Genomic DNA, 23,749 nt, shown 5'->3' with positions numbered 1-23,749 from the left:
CACGCCGGACGAGCCAAATCCGCTCAATTACGCTGTTTCGACGCTGATACATGCAAAACCGCTGTAAATCCGGTTTTATAAAGTTAAAAAATCGGTCGATAATCCAATAAAAGGTGGGCTAGAGTGGCAGGTAATCCAGGAGATGAAGAAATGACCCAACGTATTATTCCATTGGTGGAATGTCCCCACTTTAGCGACGTCTGTGCCGCATGGGCATTTGGTCAATGGGGCTCACAGCGCGGTGGTTCACTGGAACGCACACGCCAACGTTTTGCCCAATGCACGCAACCCAGTGAAGACTACACCACGCTGTTGGTGCTAGAGGGAGAATGCCCGTTAGGTATGGCTAGCCTATGGCCAAGTGACGATCATCACCGGATGGATCTTTCCCCCTGGCTGGCAGGCGTATTTGTTCACCCAGACCACAGACGCCAAGGTATTGCTCAGCGTCTGGAGGCAGCCATCGTGCAACTGGCGCGCCAGCGCAACCACCCTGTCCTGCACCTGATTACCGATAAATCCGAGGCGTTGTATTCAGGTTGGGGCTGGCAAACCATAGAGCGTCGCCAGCAATATGGCGGCGACGTGGTGGTGATGGAAAAAAAGCTTTAGTTAACGCGGCGTGCAGATATAGACCAGCGCAGGGGGAAAGTTACGTACCACACGTAGCCGTTTCCAATGGAAATAGCGAGACAGCAGTTTTTCCGACAAATGGCTGTATTGAAACAACACCAGCGTGCCATTACGTGCGCGCAAGCACTGCTGTGTCTGTTGCAAAATGCGAATACTGATTTTAAGCGGGATAGACAACAACGGTAGGCAAGAGAACACCACGTCGTAGTCACGGGCCATCTCTTCGGCAGAACGATCCATCACCTGCAGACGGCGGTCGTCAATTTTCCTCAGCTGATGCACAAAATGAGATTGAATTTCAAACGCCTCAAGCGATGCATCGGCGCGCATACGCCCCAATATACGTTTGGTCAACACACCGTCAGCCGCGCCTAACTCTGCAATCGACAGTGCGCCTGTCCATTCAATCTGATTGAGCATCGCTTGGCATAACCAAGGGGACGAAGGCGCCAGCGTACCAACAGTACGTGGTGAAGCCATAAACTGCTGGAGATAGGTAAAGTGGTTCTTCAGTTGCAGCCGTGTCGCATTTAACATTGGGGCCTCCTTACGTTGAGTAGCCACCAATCTGAACCCAATTCCTTAAGTATTCATTAACATGTTTCCTAAAACCACCGACACAGTTGTAATGAAATGCAACCAACAGACGAAAAATAAAAAAAGCTGCGGAAATAATCTTTAGGTAATCAATCAACAACATTACCGGTCAGATTATATTCCACAGCTGTTTATTTTATCGGCCACCATTTACAGCGACCGAAATTTATTTAATGCCAAGAGATTAACGATATATTTCTGCATTACCGCGCCAATCGCTGGAATCCCCCGGGGTGTCCAGCCCGATAATACGGATACTGCTGGCGCCATCCGCCTGAGCTTTTTCTTTCAGCGCGTGAACGGCATCACCCGGAGAGCCACTAATGCCGGAAACCGACACTACACCAAGGCTTTGCATGCTGCTAGCCTGTTCAGTATTGACCTGTTTTACTGATGACAACGGCGCTGCAAAGGAAGAAAATGAAGCGGCTGCCAAAAGAACTGCTGCGATGCCAGGTAATAGTTTCATAATAAGCTCCAGATGTTTTTGTTTATTTTCTCGTATCAGTGGAGTTAATTATCTATCAGGCAATGAAAGCAGACGTAATCCAATGTAAAGAACATCAATCATTGTGATGAAAATAAGGAGGAATTGCGTGCAGGTATGTCTTTAGCTGGGTAATTCGGGGTTATGCTGCCACTCTACCCCCGACAGATGACAATTAAAAGTCCGTTTGGCGATGGGAGATAAAAACCTTCACTTTTAAGATTCTTCTCTCAGCACCCTGCGACTGAACTACGCTATTTCTGAAGGTTATCATTATGGAAGGACTCCCTATGTCGCAAACCTTACTGCGTGTGCGTGATGGCCATGGTGCCTCAGTGTCATTTTCAGAACTGTTGTTCGATCTGATTTACGTTTTTGCCGTTACCCAACTTTCTCACTATCTGCTGCACCACCTGACGCTGACAGGCGCACTCGAAACGCTGTTGTTATGGTTCGCCGTCTGGCTTGCGTGGCAATACACAGCGTGGGTCACCAACTGGTTTAACCCGGATACCCGGCCAATTCGCATCCTGCTTTTCGCCATCATGCTGCTGGGTCTATTTGCCTCTTCTGCGTTACCACAAGCATTTGGCGAGCGCGGACTGATGTTTGCACTGTTTTACGTGGCGATCCAGGTGGGCCGCTCATTGGTGGTCTTAAATCTCCTGCCTGCTGACCATCCGCTGAAACAGAACTTCCGCCGCATTCTCGGTTGGATGTGCATTTCGGCAGTGTTCTGGATCTTGGGTGGACTGATGGAAGGCAATCATCGGCTGTTGCTGTGGGCAATAGCCGTGCTGTGCGAATACGTTTCACCGATGTTCGGTTTTCGTCTACCCGTGCTCGGTCGCTCCGACAGCAGCAGCGAATGGACCATCGAAGGCCATCATCTGGCGGAACGCTGCCAGTTATTCGTAATAGTGGCGCTGGGTGAAACCATTCTGATTACCGGCTCCACCCTCAGCGAAATGGAGTACTGGACTGCACCGGTACTGATTGCATCTCTGGTCGCGTTTATCGGTAGCCTGGCAATGTGGTGGGTCTATTTTGATACCAGCAGCAAAGCCGGCAGCCATGCCATCAGCCAAGCGGAAAACCCTGGCCAATTGGGTGCGAACTTCCACTATGTGCACGTGGTACTGGTAGGTGCAATTATCGTCTGTGCCGTTGCTAACGAACTGGTTATTGCCCATCCCGACGGACATATTAACAACGTAACGGCAGCGGTATTGCTCCTTGGACCGGCCATTTATCTGCTTGCCAATGCTTTGTACAAAAGACTGGTCTATCGCCGCTTCCCACTGTCACATCTGGTGGGACTTATCGCGCTGGCAGTACTGGCACCGATTGCTTATCTCACTGATTTACTGATGGTAAACGGTTTGACCACGTTGATTATGGTCGTGGTCGCAGTATGGGAAAGCATTTCACGTAGCAGAGCGCCACAGGCTCACAACAGCGCTATCTTATAAGGAAGGAAAACAGGGGGCGAGGCCCCCTGTCGTGATGATTACTTAAGCGGTTGCGGCAGCGTCAGGACCCACAGTTCACTGAGCGATTCCGGTTTCTCCAGCGGGCGTAATTCAATACGGGTCGGCACTGATTTACCGTCCAGGCTCAGGTTGCCCTGTTTATCCAACTGATAATCGCCAATTTTCTTCGCCTTTGGCTCCGCATCAATCAGACTGGCCTGCAGGCCGAAATCGTTATCGTTAATTACCGCCAACGTGCGATTGTCGATCAGCGACAGACCTTCAACTTTCTCCTGCTGCCAACCTAGCTTACGCAGATCGACCACTTCCCGTTTCTGTGCCAACGTCACACCACGTTTGGCGAGTTCCTTTGCATCATCAAACTCCAATGCTTTGCCTTTACCATCGAAAGCTGACAGATCTGTTGCCTGGCTGAGATCAACCAAATAGATCTTGTTGATCATCTGTTTGTCTTTATCGCTGCCCTGCTCAACCAACAAAATATGTTGGTTGTCTACAGCCACAATGTCCCCCACTTTGGCGTCTTTAGCCTTTTTATAGCTGTCGATATCGATTGGATAGCCGTACATCGCCGTTTTGCCACTAACGGGATCAAAACTGATCAGACGTGTGAACTGTGCCTTGTTCTTGCTTTTGCCCTCAACATCGAGCGTGCTCTGCACCGCTGCCAAAATACGCCCGTCCGGCAGGCGGGTAATGCCTTCGAAACCACGATTAGGTTGACGCCACTTGATAATATTCGGCAATCCACCAGCCACCGCCAGTTCGCCCTGCTCCGCTGTTGGGCCGTATTTGGCGAGGATCTTACCTTGGCTGTCGATGTGGATCAGGAATGGGCCATATTCGTCACACAGCCAATAACCGCCTTTACCATCCTCTGTAATGCCTTCGGTATCCAGCCCACGTCGATCACCCTGCAAGGTTTTCAGCGTGTCGCTTAACGCGACTTCATTGGTGGAGCCAATTAGACCCGCCGGTAATGGCAATCCGCTAATCGGCCCTTGCTGGTCATGCAGCGGGCGTGAGTTACTGGCAACGGCTTTGCCATTACCGACACGAATATCCATTAACAGCGGGACGAAAGCAGGGTTAGCGAAAATTTTGGCGTCCTGTTCGCCGATCGCAGGCGCATCGGCATTCGGCCCTCGATCGGTCACAGTGGTCAACAACAGGTCGTTACCTTCACGGCCATTGAATACCAAGCCCGAACCTATCCCTACCGGTAATCCCTGTGGGACGTTTTTAGCGAAAGCGCCCTGATAACTCACACGCTCACCACCAGGAAAACTGACAATATAGCGTGCAACTTCGACGTCAGCGGCGGCATAAGACAACAGGGGAAATAACGAACTGATTAACAGTGAAACCGATTTTATTTTCATGGTTATGGCTCAAAATTAAGAATGCAGGGTTGGCAGCTAGCCAATGTATTAACCTCACATGACAATGTCATGACAGGCAACCCTAATGCCATGAATTATCTTGAAAATTAAAGATGGCAAATAGGAATTAACAATTAACGCAGACAAAACCAATGGAAAAAACATATGATAGTTAAAATTTAACGCTGGCTATTTTTCATAAAAAAAACCTATCGCTTAAGCTTAGGGTAAATTCTTATAACAGAGATAAAAAAACCAGCAAACGCACCGTAATTAGAAAAATATAGCCGTATTCGCATAGACAAAGTTAATTCCCAGAGATTTAATATCCACCGTTATTCAAGGTGCATTAAGAAAATCCTGATAGAAACCTGCATTAATTGAAAAAGGTGTTCTATAGTTTTTAGTGCTAACGCCCGTTAGTATTTTCCGTAGGATGGAATCTATGTCAAAGCGACTTTTTGCCGAATTTTTTGGCACATTTTGGTTGGTGTTCGGTGGTTGTGGTAGCGCAGTATTAGCAGCAGCATTCCCACAACTGGGTATTGGTTTTCTCGGTGTTGCGCTCGCTTTTGGTCTTACCGTGGTAACAATGGCCTATGCCGTTGGCCATATTTCTGGCGGGCACTTTAACCCAGCCATTACCGTGGGGTTGTTTGCCGGTGGCCGTTTCGCCGCGAAAGATGTTATTCCTTACGTGATTGCTCAGGTTATTGGCGGGATTGCTGCAGCGGCGGTATTGTATTTAATCGCCAGCGGTAAAGCAGGTTTCGATGCAACAGCTGGCGGCTTTGCCTCCAACGGTTACGGTGAACACTCACCGGGTGGTTATTCTCTGCAATCCGCTATCGTCATTGAATTGGTGCTGACTGCATTCTTCCTGATTGTTATTCATGGCGTGACAGATAAACGTGCACCCGCAGGTTTTGCTCCCTTGGCGATTGGTTTGACATTAACACTGATTCACTTGATCAGTATTCCGGTAACCAATACTTCCGTTAACCCTGCACGCAGTACCGGCGTAGCCATCTTCCAAGGTACCTGGGCATTGCAACAGCTTTGGGTATTCTGGTTAGTTCCCTTAGTGGGTGGTGCTATCGGCGGCCTGATTTATCGCTGCCTGTTGGAAGACAAGAAGTAATTTATACCCGGCAATGCTCTGTCAGGGCAGCCGCTATATCCGATGACTTTCCGCGTGTCTCTTGCAGAAAGATGAAGGGTATATTGGCTGCCCTGGCGTTATTTATCCCTTGCTCACTTCAAACATCATGATATCGCTGGTAAATGACCCGTCTGACTGGATGGCGAAATGCTGCAGCACATCGTCAGAAACCCCTTGTTGAAAAGCGCGAATAGCCGTAACGAAATGTTCTGGCGTACGCATACGTTCCACCCAACTGCTGAATTCCAGATACAGTCGATCTGACGTGACTTCTCGTACCTGTAACCCAGATTCTGTTATCACGTTCAGCCATTCTCCCGGTGAATAATTGCGGACATGTGAGGTGTCGCGCAAGACTTCAACAGTTTGCAGATAGATATCCAACAACGGATGCCCTGGTGATACCACATCCATAAAGATGGCTTTTCCCCCCGGTTTCAGCACCCGTCGGACCTCGCGCAGCGCCTGACCAACATCATGCCAGTGATGCGCCGAATAACGGCTGATCACCAGATCAAAGCTGGCATCATCAAACGGCAGTGATTCGGCTACGCCCTGCTGTACCTGGATATTATTGACACCTTTATCTACCGCCGCCTGGCTCACTACCGTCAACATCTGTACCGATAAGTCGTAGGCTACCACCTGCGCGACTTTAGCCGCGGCCGTAAAGCTGGCGTGTCCTGCACCACAGCCCAGATCAAGCAGCCTGGCGTCGGCATGGGGCTCCAGCAACAACCCCAGTCGTTGTAAATCTTTCCCCTGCGCATGGACTGCGCTGGTCAGATAAGCGCTGGCCTGCTCGCCAAACTGACGATCAACCGCATTTTTATGACTGTTATTATTGCTCATATGTGCCCCATTTATTGTATGGCTTACGCCTGTGTCGGATGACTTTTGTTACTATAATCAGCTTAATATACGGGTACAATATAAGCAGTTATCCTAGTATCAGGGGTACCAGTCTATGCAATCAGAAGCCTTATCCGGCCCCAAAGCACTCGGTGCCTTTTTGCGAGCTCACCGTGAGCGCATTACGCCGGAAATGCTGGGCTTACCCAGCGCGCCACGCCGTCGTACCAGTGGCCTGCGCCGTGAAGAACTGGCGCAAATCAGCGGCATTAGTGCCACTTGGTATACCTGGATTGAACAGGGGCGAGAGGTATCCATATCTCCGCATACACTGGCACGCATTGCCAAAGCACTCCGTTTGGGGCATGCCGAACGCCACTATCTATTTACCCTGGCACGGGTGACCGATCCCGAACAAGAGCAGCATCAGGAAACGGCTAATAGCGCTGTTTTACAAAGCGTTCATCAGGTGTCAGTGCCTTGCTATTTACTGGATATCACCTGGAATGTCGCAGCCTGGAATGCAACAGCAGAAAGCCTGTTCAGCGGTTGGCTAGGCCAAACCAACACCCCCAATCTGCTGCACTTTATGTTTTTCCACCCATTGGCGAAAACGCTGGTCAGCGACTGGGAAGATCGTGCGCGACGTGTCGTCGCCGAGTTTCGCGCCGAAACCAGCCACCACCAAAATACCGAAGAGATGCGTGCCTTCGTCCGCAATATGACCCACAACAGCGAAGCTTTTAACCACTGGTGGAAACAACACGATGTCATGGCACGCGAAGGTGGCGAAAGGGTGTTCGAACATCCCCAGCAGGGCCCCCTACGCTTTCGGCAACTGACGTTTCATCCGGCGGAAAACAGCGGGCTAAAACTGGTTATGTTGATCCCTTTGCCGTAACTGGTAACAAATTCATAATCAGGTTTACCTGCCATTTATTTATTGCTTCATACAAACGCGCTAGGGTGAGAGCTACCGATGATATCGATCATCCAGTACCGTTATTAATCTCCTTGAGGTAATCCTATGCAATCTGAAGAACAACGCCTTATCGATGGTCTGTTTGGCCGCTTGAAAGATGCCGAGACCAAGACAGGCCAGAGGGATCTCCAGGCAGAGCAGCAAATCAATCAGCACATCCGTGAACAGCCTTCCGCACCTTATTACATGGCGCAGGCAATGATCATTCAGGAAGCGGCGCTGAAGCAACTGGACCAACGGGTGAAAGATCTGGAAAGCCAGATTGCCCAACAGCAGCAAAATAACGCCAACCAGCAAAGCAGCGGCGGTTTCCTGGCCGGTCTGTTTGGTGGCGGGAACCGCAACACCCCAAGCCCACGTGAGCAGTATCAGGCACAACAACAGAACAACGCAGCCTGGAACAATCAGCCGCAAGCAGGATACGCGCCACAACAGCAACAACCGGCTTACAGCCAACCGCAACAGGCAGCACCTTCACGTGCCGGCGGATTCCTCGGTGGCGCATTGCAGACCGCAGCCGGCGTAGCGGGCGGTGTAGTGCTAGCCGATATGCTAACCGGTATGTTCCGTCATTCTCAGCCGGAAGAGATTGTGAACATTATTGATGAGACACCGGCAACACCGGTGGATGACAGCGCAATGCGTAATTTTGATGCATCCAACAATCTCGATACCTTTAACAACGGTGGCGATAGCCGTTTCCTCAATCAGGATAATGGGTTCCAGAACGCGGATTATCAAAACGACGACAATACCGATTTCTCTGATGACGATTACAACGACGACGACTCGTTTATCTAAGACTGTGCCCCTCTCCGCACGGAGAGGGGTTATATATTCCTTCCCCCGCACAGTTGGTCTACAGTTAAACCTGCCCTATCACAGCAGGTGACGAGAAACCATGCCACACATTAACCCTAGCGACCATTTTGTTAGCACCCGGCTGCTGATGCGTCCGCCCGTGGCCGACGATCTTGCCCGCTTTTATGCCATTTTTGGCGATCCCGACACTCAACGGTTTAACCCTGCGGGGCCCATTGTCAGCGAGGAACAGGCGCGGCAGGCTTTGGTGGAACGGATCGAAAATTGGCAACATCAGGGGTACGGCTCTTGGGCTATAGCGCAGCTTGACCGACCGGAGTGGATCATTGGTTTTGGTGGGATATCCTGGCGGCCACTGGGCGCGCAGCGCACGGTGAATCTGGGTTATCGTTTTGATACGCAGGTTTGGGGCAGTGGGTTAGCCACAGAACTGGCACAGGCCTCACTCGAATTTGGTTTTGAGCATCTACGGCTGGCAGAAATTTCCGCTATTGTGCGTGAAAAAAACCGAGCTTCATGCCGCGTGCTGGAAAAAGCGGGTTTACGGTTGGTCGATACCTTGGATGACGTACCTGGTGACGCACCAAGTCTGGTTTACAGCATCACAAGCAGTGAATATCAGGGCCGCTGAGCTGGTGGTTCATCGTTGATTTTCGCCAGTACCCTGCGGTAGGACTTCACCTTTTGACGCTTCTTCAACCAGGTGGTGGTGGAGACGACAAAAATCAGCCCGGACATCGTCAATACACCCATCGGATGACCGTAAAACACCATCATGGCGAAGTAAACGGCGGAGACAATCGCTACCCATTTCGCCGTATTCCCCACCGCATTCTTTTCCTGGCTTAAACGGCGGATATGCTCTTCTTCACTGATTCCCATACACTCTCCTTTTTGGCTGAACGCTCCATTATATGCGGCCAGAGTGCTGACATTTCAATCAATTAAAGGGTAAAGAAGCGTAAAGTTCAGCGAGTGTTATCAGAACGATGACGCAAATAACGTCCCGGCAGATGCTCTCCGGGCAAGGCGGAGCCTTGATTGCGGCCAAACAGCCGGTAGCGATTGCTGGCCACCATGTTATAAAACGCATCGGACAGCCGTGATGGTAGAAAGCGAGCCAGTGCCAGTAACCGAAAGGGCCAACCAAGCTGGCGCAAAGCCTGAAAAAACGCCGCCGAACGTAGCCAGTGCTGCCCTTGTTCAAGATACACAATGGAGTCAAAACGGTCGGTGGGTAACCCCAACCAGTCCAAGATCGCTAGCCCCTCCACCGATTGCACCGTGGCCAGCAGGATCTTGCCCTGCCGATCGGCGCGGATCAAAAACCGCACCAGTCCGTGACACAGGTTGCATTCGCCATCGAATAACAGCACCCGATCGCCGGGTTGGAGATAAGGGGGGAGCGTTGACAGATTCATCCTGCCTCCTGAGGAAAACCTCCTCAGACTACCCTGCATTCCCCCTCAGAACCAGCCGATCTGTTTATGGCGCGGGAGGAGCAGGCGGCGTATCCGGCAGGGCGACAACGGAAACACGGACTTCATAATGCTTGGCGCTACTTGTCGGGATCACCGCAGTGAGCTTATTGATGGTTTCGGTTGGGTTATCACTGGCAGACGTTGCGCAGAACAGCTCCCCACCGTGACAAAAACCAGGCTTGGGCAGATGTCCGCCCGGGAACGGTGGCAAGCGGAAGCCTTGTTCTGCCTGCGGTGGTGCACCTTTATCTGTCGATGGTGGAGCAGAAAATGCGCTAACGCTGAACAGCGTCACAGCAGCCAGAAAAGGCAGTGCCAGTACTTTGATTACATTTTTCATGTCATGACCTCATTTGCCGGGAATGGGCCTAACCTACCCCGCTCCCGGCCAATGAGAAAGCCGCTTTTCACGACCTTTTCACGCCGATGATCTTTGCTTACATCCTACCGCTAACGTGATGAAAGCTTAAGGATTGTGTAAAGAACGTTCGGCGTTTACTTCCTGTGTCACAGCATTATTTACTGCCGGTCAGCGTACTGTAACTGGTCATCAGATTGCGGTAGTCAGGAATATGGTTGGCGAACAGCGCACCCAGCCCTTCCACGTCGTTGCGCCAGTCACGGTGCAGTTCGCAGGCGACGCCGAACCAAGTCATCAATTGTGCACCTTCGGCTTCCATACGGCTCCATGCCGATTGACGTGTCAGTTCGTTAAACGTGCCGGAAGCATCGGTAACGACAAACACGTCAAAACCTTCGCTGAGGGCTGACAGAGCCGGGAAGGCAACACACACTTCGGTTACCACCCCGGCGATAATCAACTGCTTACGGCCAGTGGCTTTCACCGCATTGACGAAATCGTCATTGTCCCACGCATTAATCTGCCCGGGGCGTGGAATAAAGGGCGCGTCGGGGAATTGGGCCTTTAACTCGGGAACCAGGGGGCCGTTAGGGCCGTCTTCAAAACTGGTAGTCAAAATGGTTGGCAAGTTGAAATACTTCGCTAAATCACCCAGCGCCAGCACGTTGTTTTTAAAACGATCGGGATCGATATCACGTACCAGTGAAAGCAGCCCTGCCTGATGATCCACCAGCAATACGGCAGCCTGATCCTTGTCGAGGCGTTTGTAATTTGCAGTCATGGTTTACTCCTGTTGGGTTTTGATTATTGCGGCTAAAGCGTGCCCTTGGCCGTAAAGCCAGAACACAGAGGTTATCGTTAAGTGTAGAACCGGATCCGGCGCTGTTTTTCCGGATCGGTTCTGAGGTGTGGATTGGTACTTACCCGGCGTCGTGAACTGCCGCCATGCTGCCGAACTTGCCACCGTTGAAGTCACGAAAAGCCTGCTGGATTTCCGCGTCGCTGTTCATCACGAACGGGCCATAACCAACGATAGGCTCATCGATCGGCTCGCCACTCAACACCAGCAAAGCAACATCGTTATTGGCTTCGATAGTGATCGATTCCCCCGCACGGTCAAACCTGACCATTTGGGTTTCACGTACCACTTCCTCGCCGTTAACATGAACAGCACCGTGCAATATCACCAGCGCCAACGTATGGCCTTCTTTCACTGTCAGCGTGGTGGTATGACCTGCATTTAACTTCATATCCCAAACGTTGAGCGGGCTGAAGGTGCGTGCCGGGCCGTCGTGACCGTCAAAGTTACCGGCAATGACCCGAATTTGCCCTGCGCCATCCGCCAGCGGAACGACCGGAATGTCAGCATTCAACAGCGTCTGGTAACCCGGCTCGGCCATTTTGTCTTTGGCTGGCAGATTCACCCACAGCTGCACCATTTCCATGGTGCCGCCATTGCGCGAGAAATTCCGAGAATGGAATTCTTCGTGCAAGATGCCAGAAGCCGCGGTCATCCACTGTACGTCACCGGGGCCAATCACCCCGCCGCTGCCGGTAGAATCACGGTGCTCAACTTCCCCTTGATACACGATAGTGACCGTTTCAAACCCGCGATGCGGATGTTGACCGACGCCACGTGTACCAGAGGCAGAACGAAACTTGGTTGGTGCTGCATGATCCAACAGCAGGAACGGGCTCATTTCCGCCCCCAGATCGTTATAGGAGAACAGCGAGTTCACCAGGAAACCGTTACCAACCCAGTGGGCTTCAGGGCTGTTGTAAATACCGAGAATTTTTTTCATCTTGAACTCCTGTTTCAGGTCTCACGACCTTAAGTTGATGCCAGAAGTTTAATCCAGCCCCCTTTGCTGCAGTAGTAGGCAAGATGTACACTCAGTGTTCTATATATAGGACAATAAGGAGAGGCGATGTTCACCGATTTAAACGATCTGTTTTATTTCGCCAGCGTGGTTGATCATCAGGGATTCGCCCCCGCCAGTCGCGCTCTGGGCATACCAAAGTCAAAACTGAGCCGCCGCGTAGCCTTATTAGAAGAGCGGCTGGGTGTGCGCCTTATTCAACGCTCAACCCGGCGCTTTTCCGTCACCGATGTGGGCCTGAACTATTACACGCACTGTAAGGCGATGCTGGTTGAAGCCGATGCAGCGCAGCAGGCGATTGAACAAACTCGCGCTGAGCCATGCGGCACCGTGCGTATGTCTTGCCCAGTGGCCATCCTGCATACCCGTGTCGGCAGCATGGTGGCGGCCTTTATGGCCGATTACCCAAAAGTCACGGTGCACCTGGATGCCACCAACCGCCGAGTTGACGTGGTAGGTGAAGGATTGGATCTGGCAATTCGCGTGCGGCCACCGCCGTTGGAAGATAGCGATCTGGTCCTGAAAATTTTGGCACAACGGACCTGGTGCATCGCCGCCAGTCCTGCGCTGGTGCGAACCCTCGGCCCGGTACAACAACCGGAGGAATTGCGTAAATACCCCACGCTGGATCTCGGACCGGCACGTGCACAGCACCTGTGGCAGTTGACCGGACCCGACGGTGAAAAAATGGAATGGGAGCATACGCCACGGCTCGTCACCGACGACATGCTGATGCTGCGAACCGCGGCGATTGCCGGGGCCGGAATTGTGCAACTGCCGTCGATGATGATGCGCGACGACATGTTGCGTGGCGAACTGGTACAGCTGTTACCTGGCTGGCAGCCTCAGGGCGGCGTGGTGCATGCGGTCTTCCCATCACGCCGTGGACAATTACCGGCAGTACGGCTGCTGCTCGATTATCTGGCGCAGCAGTTCGCCACTATTGAAGAAGAGTGATCAGGCCGTGATTTCTATGGCATTACCATCAGGATCACGGATGATTGCCTCGTAAAATCCATCGCCAGTCCGGCGTGGCGGCGCTTGCAAGATCCCCTCCTGCTGCGCGCGCTGCGCCAACTGATCAACAAGACCTTCGTCGCCGACCGACAGGGCTATATGCGCCCAACCAACGCGTTCATTGGCCTGCTCCGCTGGCAGTAAATCCGGCAAGCCCATAATCTCTAGCGTCGGACCTGTGGCCAGACTAACAAAGCGGGACACAAACCCAGGACGGTTACGGCTAACGTACAGTTCCCCGGCAATGCCGTTGAAGTAACGCTGCCAGAACGCTACCTGCGCATCAATATCGCGGGTCCACAGTGCAACATGGGCTATTTTCATTTCACTCTCCCGTAGATGAATCGCTGTACAACACTTTGCCGCCGCTGTGAGTCACCTGCTGCTCAAGCTGCGGATGCCGACCGGACGGCGTGACCAAATAATCAACGCGGCTGGCGGCCAAAAAAGGATAAGGGGCGTAGGTGTTGAGTTTGTCGTCGGTACACAACACCGCCACGTTGCCAGAACGCGTCAGAAGACGTTTCTTGAACTGAGCATCCTGATAACTCATCGCCGAAAAACCACTGATGGGGTCATAGGCACAAATGCCGGTAAACGCGAGATCGAAATGGAAACCGTCAATTTCCTGCACCGCTTTGGCATCCACACAGCCGCCAATATCAGCATCCAGTTCACCGCCAATCAAAATAGTGCGAATCCCTGGCTGTTCCAGCATTTTACTGGCGATACTCAGCGCGTTAGTCACCACGGTCAGTCGTTGGTCGCGCGGCAGCAGGTCAGCCAGATAAAGGTGGGTGCTGCCGGCATCAAGGAAAATAATCTGCCCTTCTTTGAGCAACTCCAGTGCAGCCAGCGCCAATGCCTGTTTTTCATTACTGCTCAAATGTAACCGCGAGCTTATAGGTCCGCTTGCTGGCGTGGGGGCCAGTGCGCCGCCATAGATACGTTTGCACAAGTTTTGCGCCGCTAATTGGCGCAGATCGCGTCGGATCGTCGCTTCAGTCGTCTTCAGGCGTTCCGCCATGTCAACGGCCAGCACCCGCCCCTCTTGCTGTAGCGTAGCTAGGATCACCTCATGACGTTGATTGGGTAACAGTTTGGACATTCTGTTTCTCGATGGCGAACAAGTGATCATAAATGTACACAAACGTATAAAAACGTACAAATTATTTATGCCACAAGTCGACGTGCTGTGACTAAGCTAGACTAAAGTCTTACGTCACAGATAAGGGAATATTGATGACTTCTGCCGTGCTTTATACGCTGTTCCCCGCCGCAGCTACCGTTGTCGGCGCCGCCGTAGCGCTTTATCGCCGCCCTGGCGATGCGACCATGCGCATCATTCATCACTTTACCGCCGGTATTGTGTTTGCCGCCGCTGCGACCGAAATCCTGCCTGATCTCAAGCAACAATCACCTTGGGCTGTTTTGCTCGGGGGTGCCGCTGGCGTGCTGTTGATGCTGTTAGTCAGACGATTGGGAGAACGTGCTCAGGGGCCAATCGGCTTTGTGGCAGCGGTCGGCGTGGATATATTTATCGATGGTTTGGTCTTGGGGATCGCCTTTGCCGCTGGTGCGAAAGCCGGTTTGTTATTGACCCTGGCGCTAACGCTGGAAGTGTTGTTTCTGGGATTATCAATCGTAGGCGATCTGCGTGATTTCCTCGGCAAACGGATAAGAGCCATGTTGGCAGTCGCCGGTCTGGCGCTGTTGCTGCCCCTCGGCGGGATGTTGGGCGCCCCCATTGCCACTCTGGGTGCCTTTTGGTTAACGGCTTTTCTGGCTTTCGGCCTGATTGCCCTGCTCTATTTGGTCACGGAAGAACTGCTGGTCGAAGCACATGAAGGCGGTAAAGACACACCACTGGCTACCGCAATGTTTTTTGCGGGGTTTTTATTGTTGTTACTGCTGGAAGAAGGGATCGGATGACTGCGCAATAATTTCATCGGGCAGATCAACTCACCTCGAACGATTTGGCTATACTGAGGCAAGCAACGTTACCGCAGAACGTAACGGCTTGGGCGCGAAGGGAAAAAGATGCTGTCAAAAATTGCGAAGTGGCTATTTCAATTACCAGGCAGGCTGTTCGGGGGGATTTTCAGGAATCGCCTGACAATATTTATCTTCTTTATGCTGATTGCCGCTGGGGTCTTCAGCGCTAAACGCTATCTACGCGCGCATCAAAATGACGATGAGTTTATCAGCATTACGGCCACTGATTACAATCGGGCTATCCAGCGTGAATTGCCACTGCGAGAGGCACGCGAGCAATGCGGTGGCCCGCTGCACGATAATGCAGGCCAGCCCTGGCCACTGTCAGCCGGTTACTTGCATCAACCGGAACGCAAAACCACTGGCCGCTTGCAGCAACTGACGTTGGACAACCAAAACAACGATTTTGCGGTGCTGGTCAAACTGGAAACACCGGGGGAGCCACAGCAACTGGCCGAGGTATTTATTCCCGCAGCCGGCAGTTTCAACATCAAGACCAATCCGGCCGGTGAATACGTGATGAAAATCAGAAATATCAAAAGCGGCTGTAACTTCCGCTCCAGGCCTTTCACCCTTAGCAGTCATCAAGACTGGCGGCTACCGTTAAATACGCAAACGGGCGGCAGCGTGAAACTGCAGCCCATCAGCGATCGCGAGTTTTAACGACAGTACTTATTTCTTCACTGGGTGATCGCGGCGGAACAACTCCCAGCTTTCAATTTCCTGACCATTAGGCAAGGTACAGGTGGAGTACTGGCCATTGGCATTTTGCTTAGCATTTAATTTCCCCCCGATCTCTGTGCAATAAACATCTGCTGGATTTGCCATACCGATAGGTTTCATCTGTGGCGGTGGTGGCGCGTCGTTGGATTTCATCGTGCAGCCCTGTAGCATCGCCATCCCTGCCAACAGGGAGACCATTAGAATTTTGTTCATTCTTCCTCTATAACCCCTCTGTATTTCACGTTGCCGAGAAGTAGCAAATCGCTCATCCTCAGGCACTGACTTCGCAAGTCACAAGGTGGCTGCGTGTAACCAACCACGCTGCGGCTTGAAATATGACGGGGTAAAAGGTTGCCGAAGCACTCCGCCGTTTACGCTATCAGGAAATAAAGGACGCGCCCTGTTTCAGCACCAGATCACAGGCCTTTTGCTTCACCTTTTCGGTGATTTGCGACGTCCCCAGGCTATTCAGATCCAGGCTCTTGCCTTCGCCTGTTTGCAGCAAACCACCCAGCCCTTGCTGGTAGTCCTGGCTTTTGGCATTTTCAGTGCTGCTGATACCCAGCTTGCTCAGCAGTTGGTCTTTTACTGCCTCGGTCCCATTGGCTGACAAGACGTTATTTTTCACACAGTACTGCAAAATACCGGCGGCGTTAGTCATGCTGCTGGAACTTAATGCTTTATCGCCACCGTTCAACAAACCGGTCAATGAAGACAGCGAAGTGCCGCCTGTGCTGCCACCTGACTTGCTCAGTTCGCCGGCTGCGCTGCTGAGGGAATCCATCAGCCCGGCAGCCTGAGCCGCCCCGCAAGACAGGGTCGTGGTCAATGTCAGCGCCAACAGTAAACGATGCTTGGTATTCATGGGATAAAACTCCTGTTTAACTTGCTATCCCTTCGTCTTTCCCGTGCTCTCTAGGGGGCGGGAAATCTGCTGGGCATATCATGTGCAATAAGCGCAATGCGCCGGGTCACCTCTTCGGACGCCACCTCCCGCGACAAGTTCCTTTTATCTGGCACCGCCGCACTTTTTTCAGAATTCAGGTAATTTTCTGGTGGGAGAATGTACAACAAGGTGGATAGAGAACGGCGGACCGAATGGCCCGCCGGTAATCAGAACTGCCAACGCAGCCAAGCGAAGAACACGTTACCGTTATTGTAGGTGCCAGGAATATAGGTGGCCTGGAAAGTCAGGCGTTTGTAACCGATAGACGCCAGCGGCAAGGGGGCCGGGATAGGAATGTAGTTCCAGTTGTCACGCGCGGTGATACTGGCCGTAAAGCCCAGACCCAGACGGAAATCCTTGTCATCCAGTGGACGCCAGATCTTCTCATAAGCGTAACCGCCGATCGGTTCCCACTTATTGAACGAATCCTTAAACACCATCATATAGAGGCCGTGCCAGTCACCGTCTTTATCGTAACGCGAGATACCATAACCACCGCCCCACGGCCGCTCATTGTACGAGTCGATTTTTTCTTGGCTGTAAGTCAAACGGTTGTGCCAGGTGATAGCCGGCAGATAGATATCTTTATTCGGTGAGTTGTTCCAGGTCTCAGCCACGTTATCCGTGAAACGCTGCCATAACCCCGGTTTTTCAGCCTGCGTGGCGTTGCTATTTTCTGCACCAACCTCAGCGTAAGAAGGTAGTGCAGAAAATATCAACGCCATTGAGCAAGCCAAAATTGTCCGTTTAAAAAGCATCATAAACTCCTGTAAAAAATAAGGCCGGCGATTCTTACCGATCGCCACATCAAGATCAAGCTGTATCTTATTTACCCAACCGGTTTCTTACCCCTCGTTGTCCTTTGGTTAAGTTTAATTGCTCCTCCGGTGACAAAAGCCCGGCGTTGAGATTCCGGGCGCACAGGCTACTGCGAGCCCAAGGCAGCGTCTGTCGGAATACTCCGCAATAGCGGCGATGCCCAGAAGAATGGACACCGTATCGGCATGCGATATAACTTCTTTTCTACGCTGAGCGTAGCAAAATGTTTACTGGCAACCGGCAACCGAATGTAACAGCGATCACGTTTTTGGTTGCTACCAAAACCCCGTTTTACAGGCGATCCAACCCCACTGTGGCTTTGCACACGCAATGACAGTGTAAATATGCAGTTACATACCACAGTATAGTACGGCTCAACCCTTAATTTTCAGGTTACAACGGGCAACGTAGCCCACAGGTAAAGTACCGGACGTTCATCTACCCCAGCATGATCTGGCTAGAGAAGCCGGATTTTACATCTCTATTACATTCGATGAAAAATACCACCGGTAATATCCACACTATTTATAGTGAATGATCACAGCGTAAACCCGCGAATACAACCTACTGGCCCCCCATACCTCTTACTCAACTTGAACAAGCCGACAGTTTAAATAATTGTTAAAGCTAATGAGCGCCACCCTGAATGAACCGGGCAACGCGTTATTTAATTGTTCGCTACACAACATCGCCAGCAATGTAATTTGCTGCTCTCTGCCTGATAAAAGAAAGATAAAAAATCCGGAGAAACACATGAAAATCACTATTGGAGCTTTCATCCTGCAACAGCTCCGCACCCTGAACATCGATCGTATTTATGGCGTGCCCGGCGACTATAATCTGGCGCTGCTGGAATTGATCGAGCAGGATAGTCATCTTGAATTTATCGGTAACTGTAATGAATTGAATGCGTCCTATGCGGCCGACGGTTATGCGCGGCTAAAAGGCGCCGGGGCACTGATCACCACCTATGGCGTCGGCGATCTAGCCGCGTTATCCGGCATTGCCGGCGCTTACGCCGAATCCGCTCCGGTGGTTTGCTTGTCCGGTACCCCACCACTGCACGCGATGAAAAACCACCTGTTGTTGCACCATACGCTGGCGGACGGCAATTTTGATAATGTCATGAACTGCTTTAAACAATTTACCGTTGCCCAAGCACTTATCACACCTGAAAATGCCGCAGTGGAAATTCCTCGTGTTATTTCCCGAGCCTGGACGGAAAAGAAGCCGGTTTATTTGCAACTGCCTTCTGATATTTGTGACGTAGAAATTGAAATCACTCAGGCAGTCGCAGCACCGCAATTACCACCTAGCGACAAATATAATGTGCAACTGGCGGCAATGGCGCTGCTGGCACAGATAAAACTCGCAAAAAAACCGATTATTCTGGTCGACCAAATGGTAGATCGTTTTCAGTTACAGCAATTAGTGATCGACGTCGCACATAAATTCGCGATTCCACTGACCAACATGCCGACAGCAAAATGCATTATTCCTGAAACCACACCAGGTTGGATGGGCGGGTACAGCGGTAATCTGTCGCGCCCCGAACTGTATGAACACATGGCACATGCCGACTGCGTATTGAGCTTCGGTGTACGTCTGGTGGATTCCACTACCGGCTATTTCTCGCACAGGATCCCGTCCGACGCGCAAATTGATATCCAACCGTTTTCGCTAAATCTGGGTAACACCTCCTACCCGGCGGTCGCTGCAGCAGACCTGTTGCAGGCATTGTTGGCACTGGGTGAAGAGGTGGCAGATCACCATCCGAACCCGTTGCCTGAGGCACGTCATCGGTTGGCGACACCGAGCGAAACACCCATTGATCAGACTTATTTATGGCAACGTATACAACGCTTTATTCGGGCCGATGACGTGGTTGTGGTAGAAAATGGCACCTCAGGCGCCGCGATTGGCGGCATGCGCATGCCGGACGGCGTGCAGGTGGTCAATCAGCCGATCTGGGGATCAATCGGGTACACGCTGCCGGCACTGTTGGGTACCATGATGGCAGCGCCGGATCGGCGGCATCTGTTGTTTATCGGTGATGGCTCTTTCCAGCTCACCGCCCAGGAAGTTTCCACCCTGCTGCGCTACGATCAGAAGCCGATTATCTTCCTGATTAATAACGACGGCTACACCATCGAACGCTATATTCTTGGGGAAAACTCGTCGTATAACGATATCGGGCCGTGGGACTACGCCAAACTACCAGCGGTACTCAATACCCAGGCGACACCGTTCAGCGTGGCCGTAGAAACTACCCAACAGTTGGAATTGGCGTTGGAACACGCCTCACGTCAAGATCGGTTGGCTTTTATCGAAGTGAAGGTGCCCATGATGGACACTCCGCCGGTAATGAAAGAATTCTGCAACCGCTGCAATAACTTTAACTTCGGCCTGACCAATCCACGTCGCGCATAACCCGGCAGTACCCGCCGTCGTTCAAAGCACGGCGGGCTGCCCCAAAGCTTGCACAACCAGCTGCTGCAACCTTTGCAGTAGCGGGTGTTGCCGCCTGGCCCCTAAGCGCAACGCATGCGCTACGGTCGGCAACGGCAACTTACGCTCAAATGCCGTTTCAATTTGCACCCGTCGATCGACAGATTGCTGATTGAGCAGACCAATACCCATGCCAGCGGATATCGCGGCCAACATACCGGATACCGAAGGGCATTCTACCGTGACCTTATGGGCAATACCCGCGGCGCTCAGGCGCTCTTCAGCCAACCGGCGGTAAAAGCAGTCCGGCCCATAGCTGACCAATTTCACGCCGTCACCTGGCTGAAAACGCCACCCCGGCGGCACACACCAATGAATTTGCTCCGTTGCCAACACCACATCTTCCGCGCTTAACTGATCGCAGAACTGCTGATGCAGAACCAGATCCAACTCCCCTTGGGCCAAAGCGTTACGCAAAACCTGGCTTTGATCGATGACCAACTGCACGTCAACCTGCGGATGCTGATGGGTAAAGGTCGCAAGCAACGCGGCTAACTGGGGCAGTGACATCTGCTCTGTGGCACCAAAACGCACCCTCCCTTGCAATAAAGAGGGAGAGAAATGCGCCAGTGCCCGATCGTGAGCCTGCAAAATCTGTCGCCCATGTAACAACAGCGCCTCACCGTCCACAGTGGCGGTCAAAGAGACCCCTTGGCGATCGACCAGAGTGCGACCCAATTGTTCCTCCAACCGTTTGATTTTCCAGCTCACCGCCGACTGGCTGAGGCTTAGCTGATGCGCCGCACGCGTCATGCTGCCGGTGTCGATAACACTCTGCAGCGCGCGCAATGCATCAATGGACAAACGCTGATTCATAGCCACCTCATGACAAAAATTGGATTTAATCACCATAACTTGTCATTGGCGTCATGAAAAGGTGATGGGTATGGTGGGTATTCGACGTGACAACGGGGATAAACTATCATGAACAGCCTAACTTCTTTGGTTAATCAGCAAGTTATCATCAATGGATATCGCATTGCCACCGGCATACACGGGGAAGGTAAACCGCTAGTATTGGTGCACGGTACCCCTGCCCATTCGATCATCTGGCGAAATTTGCTGCCCCGCCTGACGGCGGCCGGCTTCCAGGTTTATTACTATGATCTGCTGGGTTACGGCGCATCAGAACGCCCATTGTCGGCAGACACTTCAATTGCTGCACAGGCAGATTTACTGCTCGGCCTGCTGGACCACTGGCAACTGGATTCTGCCCACGTGTTTGGCCACGATATTGGCGGCGCGTTATCACTGCGTGCGGCCTTCAAACATGCCACACGTTTTCAGTCGCTGACCATCGCGGATATTTGCAGCTACGACTCCTGGCCTTCGCCCACCTGGCGCAGCATTCGCGATCACTATCGTCAGTACGCCATCTTAGACGCTTCACAGCACGTACAGACCCTAACGCGTCAGTTGGAAATGGCCGTGTTCAACAAATCGCTGATGACCGGAGAACTGTTACAGCACTATCTGGCACCGATCGTCGGCGTGGTCGGCCAACCGGCATTTTATCAACATCAAATCGCCCATTACGACGGGCGCTATACTGAAGACTTTGCTCAGCGCCTGCCAGAGCTACGTCTGCCAGTGCAAATCCTGTGGGGTGAGAACGATGAGTGGCAACCAGTCAGTTACGCTTACCGTTTGCAGAGCGATATTCCCGGCGCCAGGCTACAGGTGATCCCGCAGGCGGGGCATTTTCTCATGGAGGATGCACCGGAAACCGTCGCTCAACAGCTGGTAACGTTTATTCATTCACTTTAAACCGGGCGAACGCGCTCAGGAGTACAAGATGCAACTGATTGGCATGCTGGATTCACCCTATGTGCGCCGGGTCGCTATTTGTTTGAAATTATTGGGGATCGAGTTTGAGCACCACGCAATTTCAGTCTTTAGCGGTTTCGACCGATTTAAAGCCCTTAATCCGGTGGTGAAAGCCCCAACACTGGTGCTGGACGACGATCAAATACTGATGGATTCTTCACTTATTCTGGAATACGCCGCAGGCATCTCCCCCACAGGGAGGCTCTTACTACCGACTCAAGGCACCGAACGACTACGCGCCCTGCAACTAAATGGTTTGGCACTGGCGGCCTGCGAAAAAACGGTGCAGATCGTTTATGAACAGCAACTTCGCCCACAAGAAAAACAGCACCAACCCTGGCTGGATCGCATTCAGGGCCAACTACTGGCAGCCTACGCCGAACTGGAAAAGCAGTTACCGCAGGCTGCAATACCGCACTTGATGGGCAGCGCAGAGGTCAGCGTGGCGGTTGCCTGGAGCTTCACCCAACACATGCTGCCCGGGCAGATTAGCGCCGATCAACATCCAGTATTGGCGGCATTTTCCGCCAATGCTGAGAAACACCCGGTGTTTCTCAGCACTCCGCTGGTTTAACCTGCCGAAGCGCGCGTCATACAGCGTTGGCGCCGCTCATCCACCCGCTTGGCAAACCAGGCAGTGGTTAGCTTACGGGTGATTTTCGGGCTTTCCAGTTGAATGCCCGGCAGCATTTCCCGCGGCAGCTTTTTGCCCGTACTTTTCTCCGCCAAGGCATACACCCGTTCATACAGATCGGTCTCAGAAAATTCGAGTCGATCTCCCTTCTCCAGCGCCCGACGAATCGCCGAATCACTCATACCCAGCCGTTTGCCAAGTGTACGTACTGCCAACTCGGTGGTACCCGGCTTGTCAGTGCCGTAGTTGATCAAATCGCCGTCCAGCGCCAACGGAATGCCCGTCGTTCGGCTGACCGCACTCTGGAACGCCGCATTGCGACTGGCGTACCAACCGGCATTGAAGTCGGCAAAGCGGTAAATGGGCTGGCTGTAGTTAGCTGGGTAGCCTAACAAATGGGCGATACCAAAATACATGCCACCGCGGCGACTGAACACTTCACGGCGAATAGTACCGTCAATCGGGTACGGGTAGCCTTTGGCATGTGCTTCGGCGAAGGCAACGCTCACCTGCATCGGCCCAGCGGTATGCACCGGATTCAGGTTGCCAAACAGTTTTTGGCCCATCGGTACCGAATTGATCATGTCATCAAAAATATCACTAAGATCTTTTTCGGTACGTACCTTATCCAGACGCTCGCTGTAGCTCTTACCGTTCGATGATTTGATCAGCAAGGCGGTATGCACCAGAAAATTAGGAATATGCAGCTGGTCAGCGCGGCGGTCGATCTCTTTCCAGGCAATTTTGGGTAGCCCCGGTACCGGTGGATTTGCCTGGAAGGTCGACTCCTGCTCGGTGACTGCCAGTACCGAACACAGGTTTTGAGAGCTAGGTTCAATGCCCTGTGCGGCGAAAGCGGCAGTGATGTCGGTGGCCCACCCTTGACGATCGGCGGTATTGGCCGGCATCAGCCTTACCAGTTGGGCTTTAACATCTTCCGGACGTTGTACCGGCGTCGTCGTCGTCGTTTTAGTGGTACAACCGGCCAACACCATCAGCGCAGCCAGGCTCAACGGACGCAAAGTTATCGGGTTGATAAAACGGCGAATTAGCATCTTTTCCCTGATCGTTTTAGCATAAACTGCACTGACGTTAGCCCAGCTGAGGGCCGTGATCCAGTTTAAATGTGTTCACCTGCCACCGGAACC

General features: G+C 52.2%; 28 protein-coding genes. 12 read left to right on the top strand and 16 right to left on the bottom strand.

Annotated elements, in window-relative coordinates; genetic code table 11:
• Positions 1-150 precede the first annotated feature (150 nt).
• On the top strand, positions 151-612 hold the full coding sequence (locus SGBXF1_RS04730) for a GNAT family N-acetyltransferase (RefSeq protein ID WP_037423288.1): 462 nt from the start codon (positions 151-153) through the stop codon (positions 610-612).
• Here the strand turns inward: SGBXF1_RS04730 and SGBXF1_RS04725 are convergent, their stop codons facing one another.
• Positions 613-1,170: a class I SAM-dependent methyltransferase gene (locus tag SGBXF1_RS04725; RefSeq protein WP_037423290.1), complete on the bottom strand. Its 558-nt coding sequence runs from the start codon at positions 1,168-1,170 to the stop codon at positions 613-615.
• A 244-nt stretch (positions 1,171-1,414) separates the two neighbouring features.
• Entirely contained in the window at positions 1,415-1,699 is a 285-nt protein-coding gene (locus tag SGBXF1_RS04720; protein ID WP_037423294.1) for a YdgH/BhsA/McbA family protein, read from the bottom strand.
• Between the two features lie 308 nt (positions 1,700-2,007).
• On the opposite strand from SGBXF1_RS04720, the gene SGBXF1_RS04715 reads away from it, so the two are divergent.
• Positions 2,008-3,189 (top strand): low temperature requirement protein A, encoded by a 1,182-nt coding sequence (locus SGBXF1_RS04715; RefSeq protein ID WP_186427907.1) that lies wholly within the window; start codon positions 2,008-2,010, stop codon positions 3,187-3,189.
• Positions 3,190-3,227: 38 nt separating this feature from the next.
• Here SGBXF1_RS04715 and SGBXF1_RS04710 read toward each other — a convergent pair whose 3' ends face one another.
• Positions 3,228-4,592 carry an esterase-like activity of phytase family protein gene (locus SGBXF1_RS04710; protein ID WP_186427906.1) on the bottom strand — a complete coding sequence of 455 codons (1,365 nt, stop codon included), beginning with the start codon at positions 4,590-4,592 and terminating at the stop codon, positions 3,228-3,230.
• A gap of 445 nt (positions 4,593-5,037) precedes the next feature.
• Between SGBXF1_RS04710 and aqpZ the strand changes: the two genes are divergently transcribed.
• Positions 5,038-5,733 carry an aquaporin Z gene (gene aqpZ / locus SGBXF1_RS04705; protein WP_037423302.1) on the top strand — a complete coding sequence of 232 codons (696 nt, stop codon included), beginning with the start codon at positions 5,038-5,040 and terminating at the stop codon, positions 5,731-5,733.
• Positions 5,734-5,835: 102 nt separating this feature from the next.
• Here aqpZ and SGBXF1_RS04700 read toward each other — a convergent pair whose 3' ends face one another.
• Positions 5,836-6,606: a class I SAM-dependent methyltransferase gene (locus tag SGBXF1_RS04700; RefSeq protein ID WP_061806756.1), complete on the bottom strand. Its 771-nt coding sequence runs from the start codon at positions 6,604-6,606 to the stop codon at positions 5,836-5,838.
• A 115-nt stretch (positions 6,607-6,721) separates the two neighbouring features.
• Here SGBXF1_RS04700 and SGBXF1_RS04695 point away from each other — a divergent pair, with 115 nt between their 5' ends.
• The 3 genes from SGBXF1_RS04695 to SGBXF1_RS04685 all read left to right on the top strand — a co-directional run bounded on the left by SGBXF1_RS04695 (position 6,722) and on the right by SGBXF1_RS04685 (position 9,041).
• Positions 6,722-7,507, top strand: a complete 786-nt coding sequence (locus SGBXF1_RS04695; protein ID WP_061806755.1) for a helix-turn-helix transcriptional regulator — start codon at positions 6,722-6,724, stop codon at positions 7,505-7,507.
• 126 nt (positions 7,508-7,633) lie between these two features.
• Positions 7,634-8,389, top strand: a complete 756-nt coding sequence (locus SGBXF1_RS04690) for a DUF2076 domain-containing protein (protein ID WP_061806754.1) — start codon at positions 7,634-7,636, stop codon at positions 8,387-8,389.
• A gap of 100 nt (positions 8,390-8,489) precedes the next feature.
• A complete protein-coding gene (locus SGBXF1_RS04685; protein ID WP_186427905.1) occupies positions 8,490-9,041 on the top strand; it encodes a GNAT family N-acetyltransferase in 552 nt (183 codons plus the stop codon).
• Here SGBXF1_RS04685 and SGBXF1_RS04680 read toward each other — a convergent pair.
• From SGBXF1_RS04680 to SGBXF1_RS04660, 5 genes are all read right to left on the bottom strand, one after another.
• Positions 9,029-9,292, bottom strand: coding sequence for a hypothetical protein (locus SGBXF1_RS04680; RefSeq protein ID WP_037423315.1), 264 nt, complete (start codon positions 9,290-9,292; stop codon positions 9,029-9,031). The two genes, SGBXF1_RS04685 and SGBXF1_RS04680, sit on opposite strands and share 13 nt — an antisense overlap.
• Before the next feature lie 86 nt (positions 9,293-9,378).
• A complete protein-coding gene (locus SGBXF1_RS04675; RefSeq protein WP_037423318.1) occupies positions 9,379-9,831 on the bottom strand; it encodes a thiol-disulfide oxidoreductase DCC family protein in 453 nt (150 codons plus the stop codon).
• 64 nt (positions 9,832-9,895) lie between these two features.
• The gene (locus tag SGBXF1_RS04670; RefSeq protein ID WP_130379423.1) at positions 9,896-10,231 is read right to left on the bottom strand and encodes a hypothetical protein; all 336 of its coding nucleotides are present in this window, start codon (positions 10,229-10,231) and stop codon (positions 9,896-9,898) included.
• A gap of 175 nt (positions 10,232-10,406) precedes the next feature.
• The gene (gene ycaC / locus SGBXF1_RS04665) at positions 10,407-11,033 is read right to left on the bottom strand and encodes an isochorismate family cysteine hydrolase YcaC (protein WP_037423323.1); all 627 of its coding nucleotides are present in this window, start codon (positions 11,031-11,033) and stop codon (positions 10,407-10,409) included.
• 139 nt (positions 11,034-11,172) lie between these two features.
• Positions 11,173-12,054, bottom strand: a complete 882-nt coding sequence (locus SGBXF1_RS04660; protein ID WP_186427904.1) for a pirin family protein — start codon at positions 12,052-12,054, stop codon at positions 11,173-11,175.
• Positions 12,055-12,180: 126 nt separating this feature from the next.
• Between SGBXF1_RS04660 and SGBXF1_RS04655 the strand changes: the two genes are divergently transcribed.
• Positions 12,181-13,089 (top strand): LysR family transcriptional regulator, encoded by a 909-nt coding sequence (locus SGBXF1_RS04655; protein ID WP_186427903.1) that lies wholly within the window; start codon positions 12,181-12,183, stop codon positions 13,087-13,089.
• On the opposite strand, the gene SGBXF1_RS04650 is transcribed toward SGBXF1_RS04655, so the two are convergent.
• Together SGBXF1_RS04650 and SGBXF1_RS04645 are read right to left on the bottom strand one after the other, a co-directional pair.
• Entirely contained in the window at positions 13,090-13,473 is a 384-nt protein-coding gene (locus SGBXF1_RS04650; RefSeq protein ID WP_037423330.1) for a VOC family protein, read from the bottom strand.
• 1 nt (position 13,474) lies between these two features.
• Positions 13,475-14,257, bottom strand: coding sequence for a DeoR/GlpR family DNA-binding transcription regulator (locus SGBXF1_RS04645; RefSeq protein WP_061806749.1), 783 nt, complete (start codon positions 14,255-14,257; stop codon positions 13,475-13,477).
• 134 nt (positions 14,258-14,391) lie between these two features.
• Here SGBXF1_RS04645 and SGBXF1_RS04640 point away from each other — a divergent pair, with 134 nt between their 5' ends.
• Positions 14,392-15,081 carry a ZIP family metal transporter gene (locus SGBXF1_RS04640; RefSeq protein ID WP_037423336.1) on the top strand — a complete coding sequence of 230 codons (690 nt, stop codon included), beginning with the start codon at positions 14,392-14,394 and terminating at the stop codon, positions 15,079-15,081.
• A gap of 108 nt (positions 15,082-15,189) precedes the next feature.
• Positions 15,190-15,807: a hypothetical protein gene (locus tag SGBXF1_RS04635; RefSeq protein WP_186427902.1), complete on the top strand. Its 618-nt coding sequence runs from the start codon at positions 15,190-15,192 to the stop codon at positions 15,805-15,807.
• Positions 15,808-15,816: 9 nt separating this feature from the next.
• Here the strand turns inward: SGBXF1_RS04635 and SGBXF1_RS04630 are convergent, their stop codons facing one another.
• The 3 genes from SGBXF1_RS04630 to pagP form a co-directional block, all read right to left on the bottom strand.
• Entirely contained in the window at positions 15,817-16,080 is a 264-nt protein-coding gene (locus tag SGBXF1_RS04630) for a putative hemolysin (RefSeq protein WP_037423342.1), read from the bottom strand.
• 166 nt (positions 16,081-16,246) lie between these two features.
• Positions 16,247-16,732 carry a YjjA family protein gene (locus tag SGBXF1_RS04625; RefSeq protein WP_037423345.1) on the bottom strand — a complete coding sequence of 162 codons (486 nt, stop codon included), beginning with the start codon at positions 16,730-16,732 and terminating at the stop codon, positions 16,247-16,249.
• A gap of 248 nt (positions 16,733-16,980) precedes the next feature.
• On the bottom strand, positions 16,981-17,574 hold the full coding sequence (gene pagP / locus SGBXF1_RS04620) for a lipid IV(A) palmitoyltransferase PagP (RefSeq protein WP_037423347.1): 594 nt from the start codon (positions 17,572-17,574) through the stop codon (positions 16,981-16,983).
• Between the two features lie 811 nt (positions 17,575-18,385).
• Between pagP and SGBXF1_RS04615 the strand changes: the two genes are divergently transcribed.
• Positions 18,386-20,062: an alpha-keto acid decarboxylase family protein gene (locus SGBXF1_RS04615; protein ID WP_061806747.1), complete on the top strand. Its 1,677-nt coding sequence runs from the start codon at positions 18,386-18,388 to the stop codon at positions 20,060-20,062.
• A gap of 21 nt (positions 20,063-20,083) precedes the next feature.
• On the opposite strand, the gene SGBXF1_RS04610 is transcribed toward SGBXF1_RS04615, so the two are convergent.
• Positions 20,084-20,992, bottom strand: coding sequence for a LysR family transcriptional regulator (locus SGBXF1_RS04610; RefSeq protein WP_186427901.1), 909 nt, complete (start codon positions 20,990-20,992; stop codon positions 20,084-20,086).
• Positions 20,993-21,064: 72 nt separating this feature from the next.
• Between SGBXF1_RS04610 and SGBXF1_RS04605 the strand changes: the two genes are divergently transcribed.
• Together SGBXF1_RS04605 and SGBXF1_RS04600 are read left to right on the top strand one after the other, a co-directional pair.
• Positions 21,065-21,907 carry an alpha/beta fold hydrolase gene (locus SGBXF1_RS04605; RefSeq protein WP_172479772.1) on the top strand — a complete coding sequence of 281 codons (843 nt, stop codon included), beginning with the start codon at positions 21,065-21,067 and terminating at the stop codon, positions 21,905-21,907.
• Positions 21,908-21,935: 28 nt separating this feature from the next.
• A complete protein-coding gene (locus SGBXF1_RS04600; RefSeq protein ID WP_186427900.1) occupies positions 21,936-22,541 on the top strand; it encodes a glutathione S-transferase in 606 nt (201 codons plus the stop codon).
• Here SGBXF1_RS04600 and SGBXF1_RS04595 read toward each other — a convergent pair.
• Positions 22,538-23,656, bottom strand: a complete 1,119-nt coding sequence (locus SGBXF1_RS04595) for a DUF1615 domain-containing protein (protein ID WP_186427899.1) — start codon at positions 23,654-23,656, stop codon at positions 22,538-22,540. The genes SGBXF1_RS04600 and SGBXF1_RS04595 overlap by 4 nt on opposite strands.
• Between the last annotated feature and the right edge of the window lie 93 nt (positions 23,657-23,749).

Origin of the sequence: Serratia grimesii, from assembly GCF_900186025.1 — a bacterium.
GTDB lineage: Bacteria > Pseudomonadota > Gammaproteobacteria > Enterobacterales > Enterobacteriaceae > Serratia > Serratia grimesii.
The sequence above is the reverse complement of the archived record's forward strand: the minus strand, read 5'-3'. Positions and strand labels throughout refer to the sequence as shown.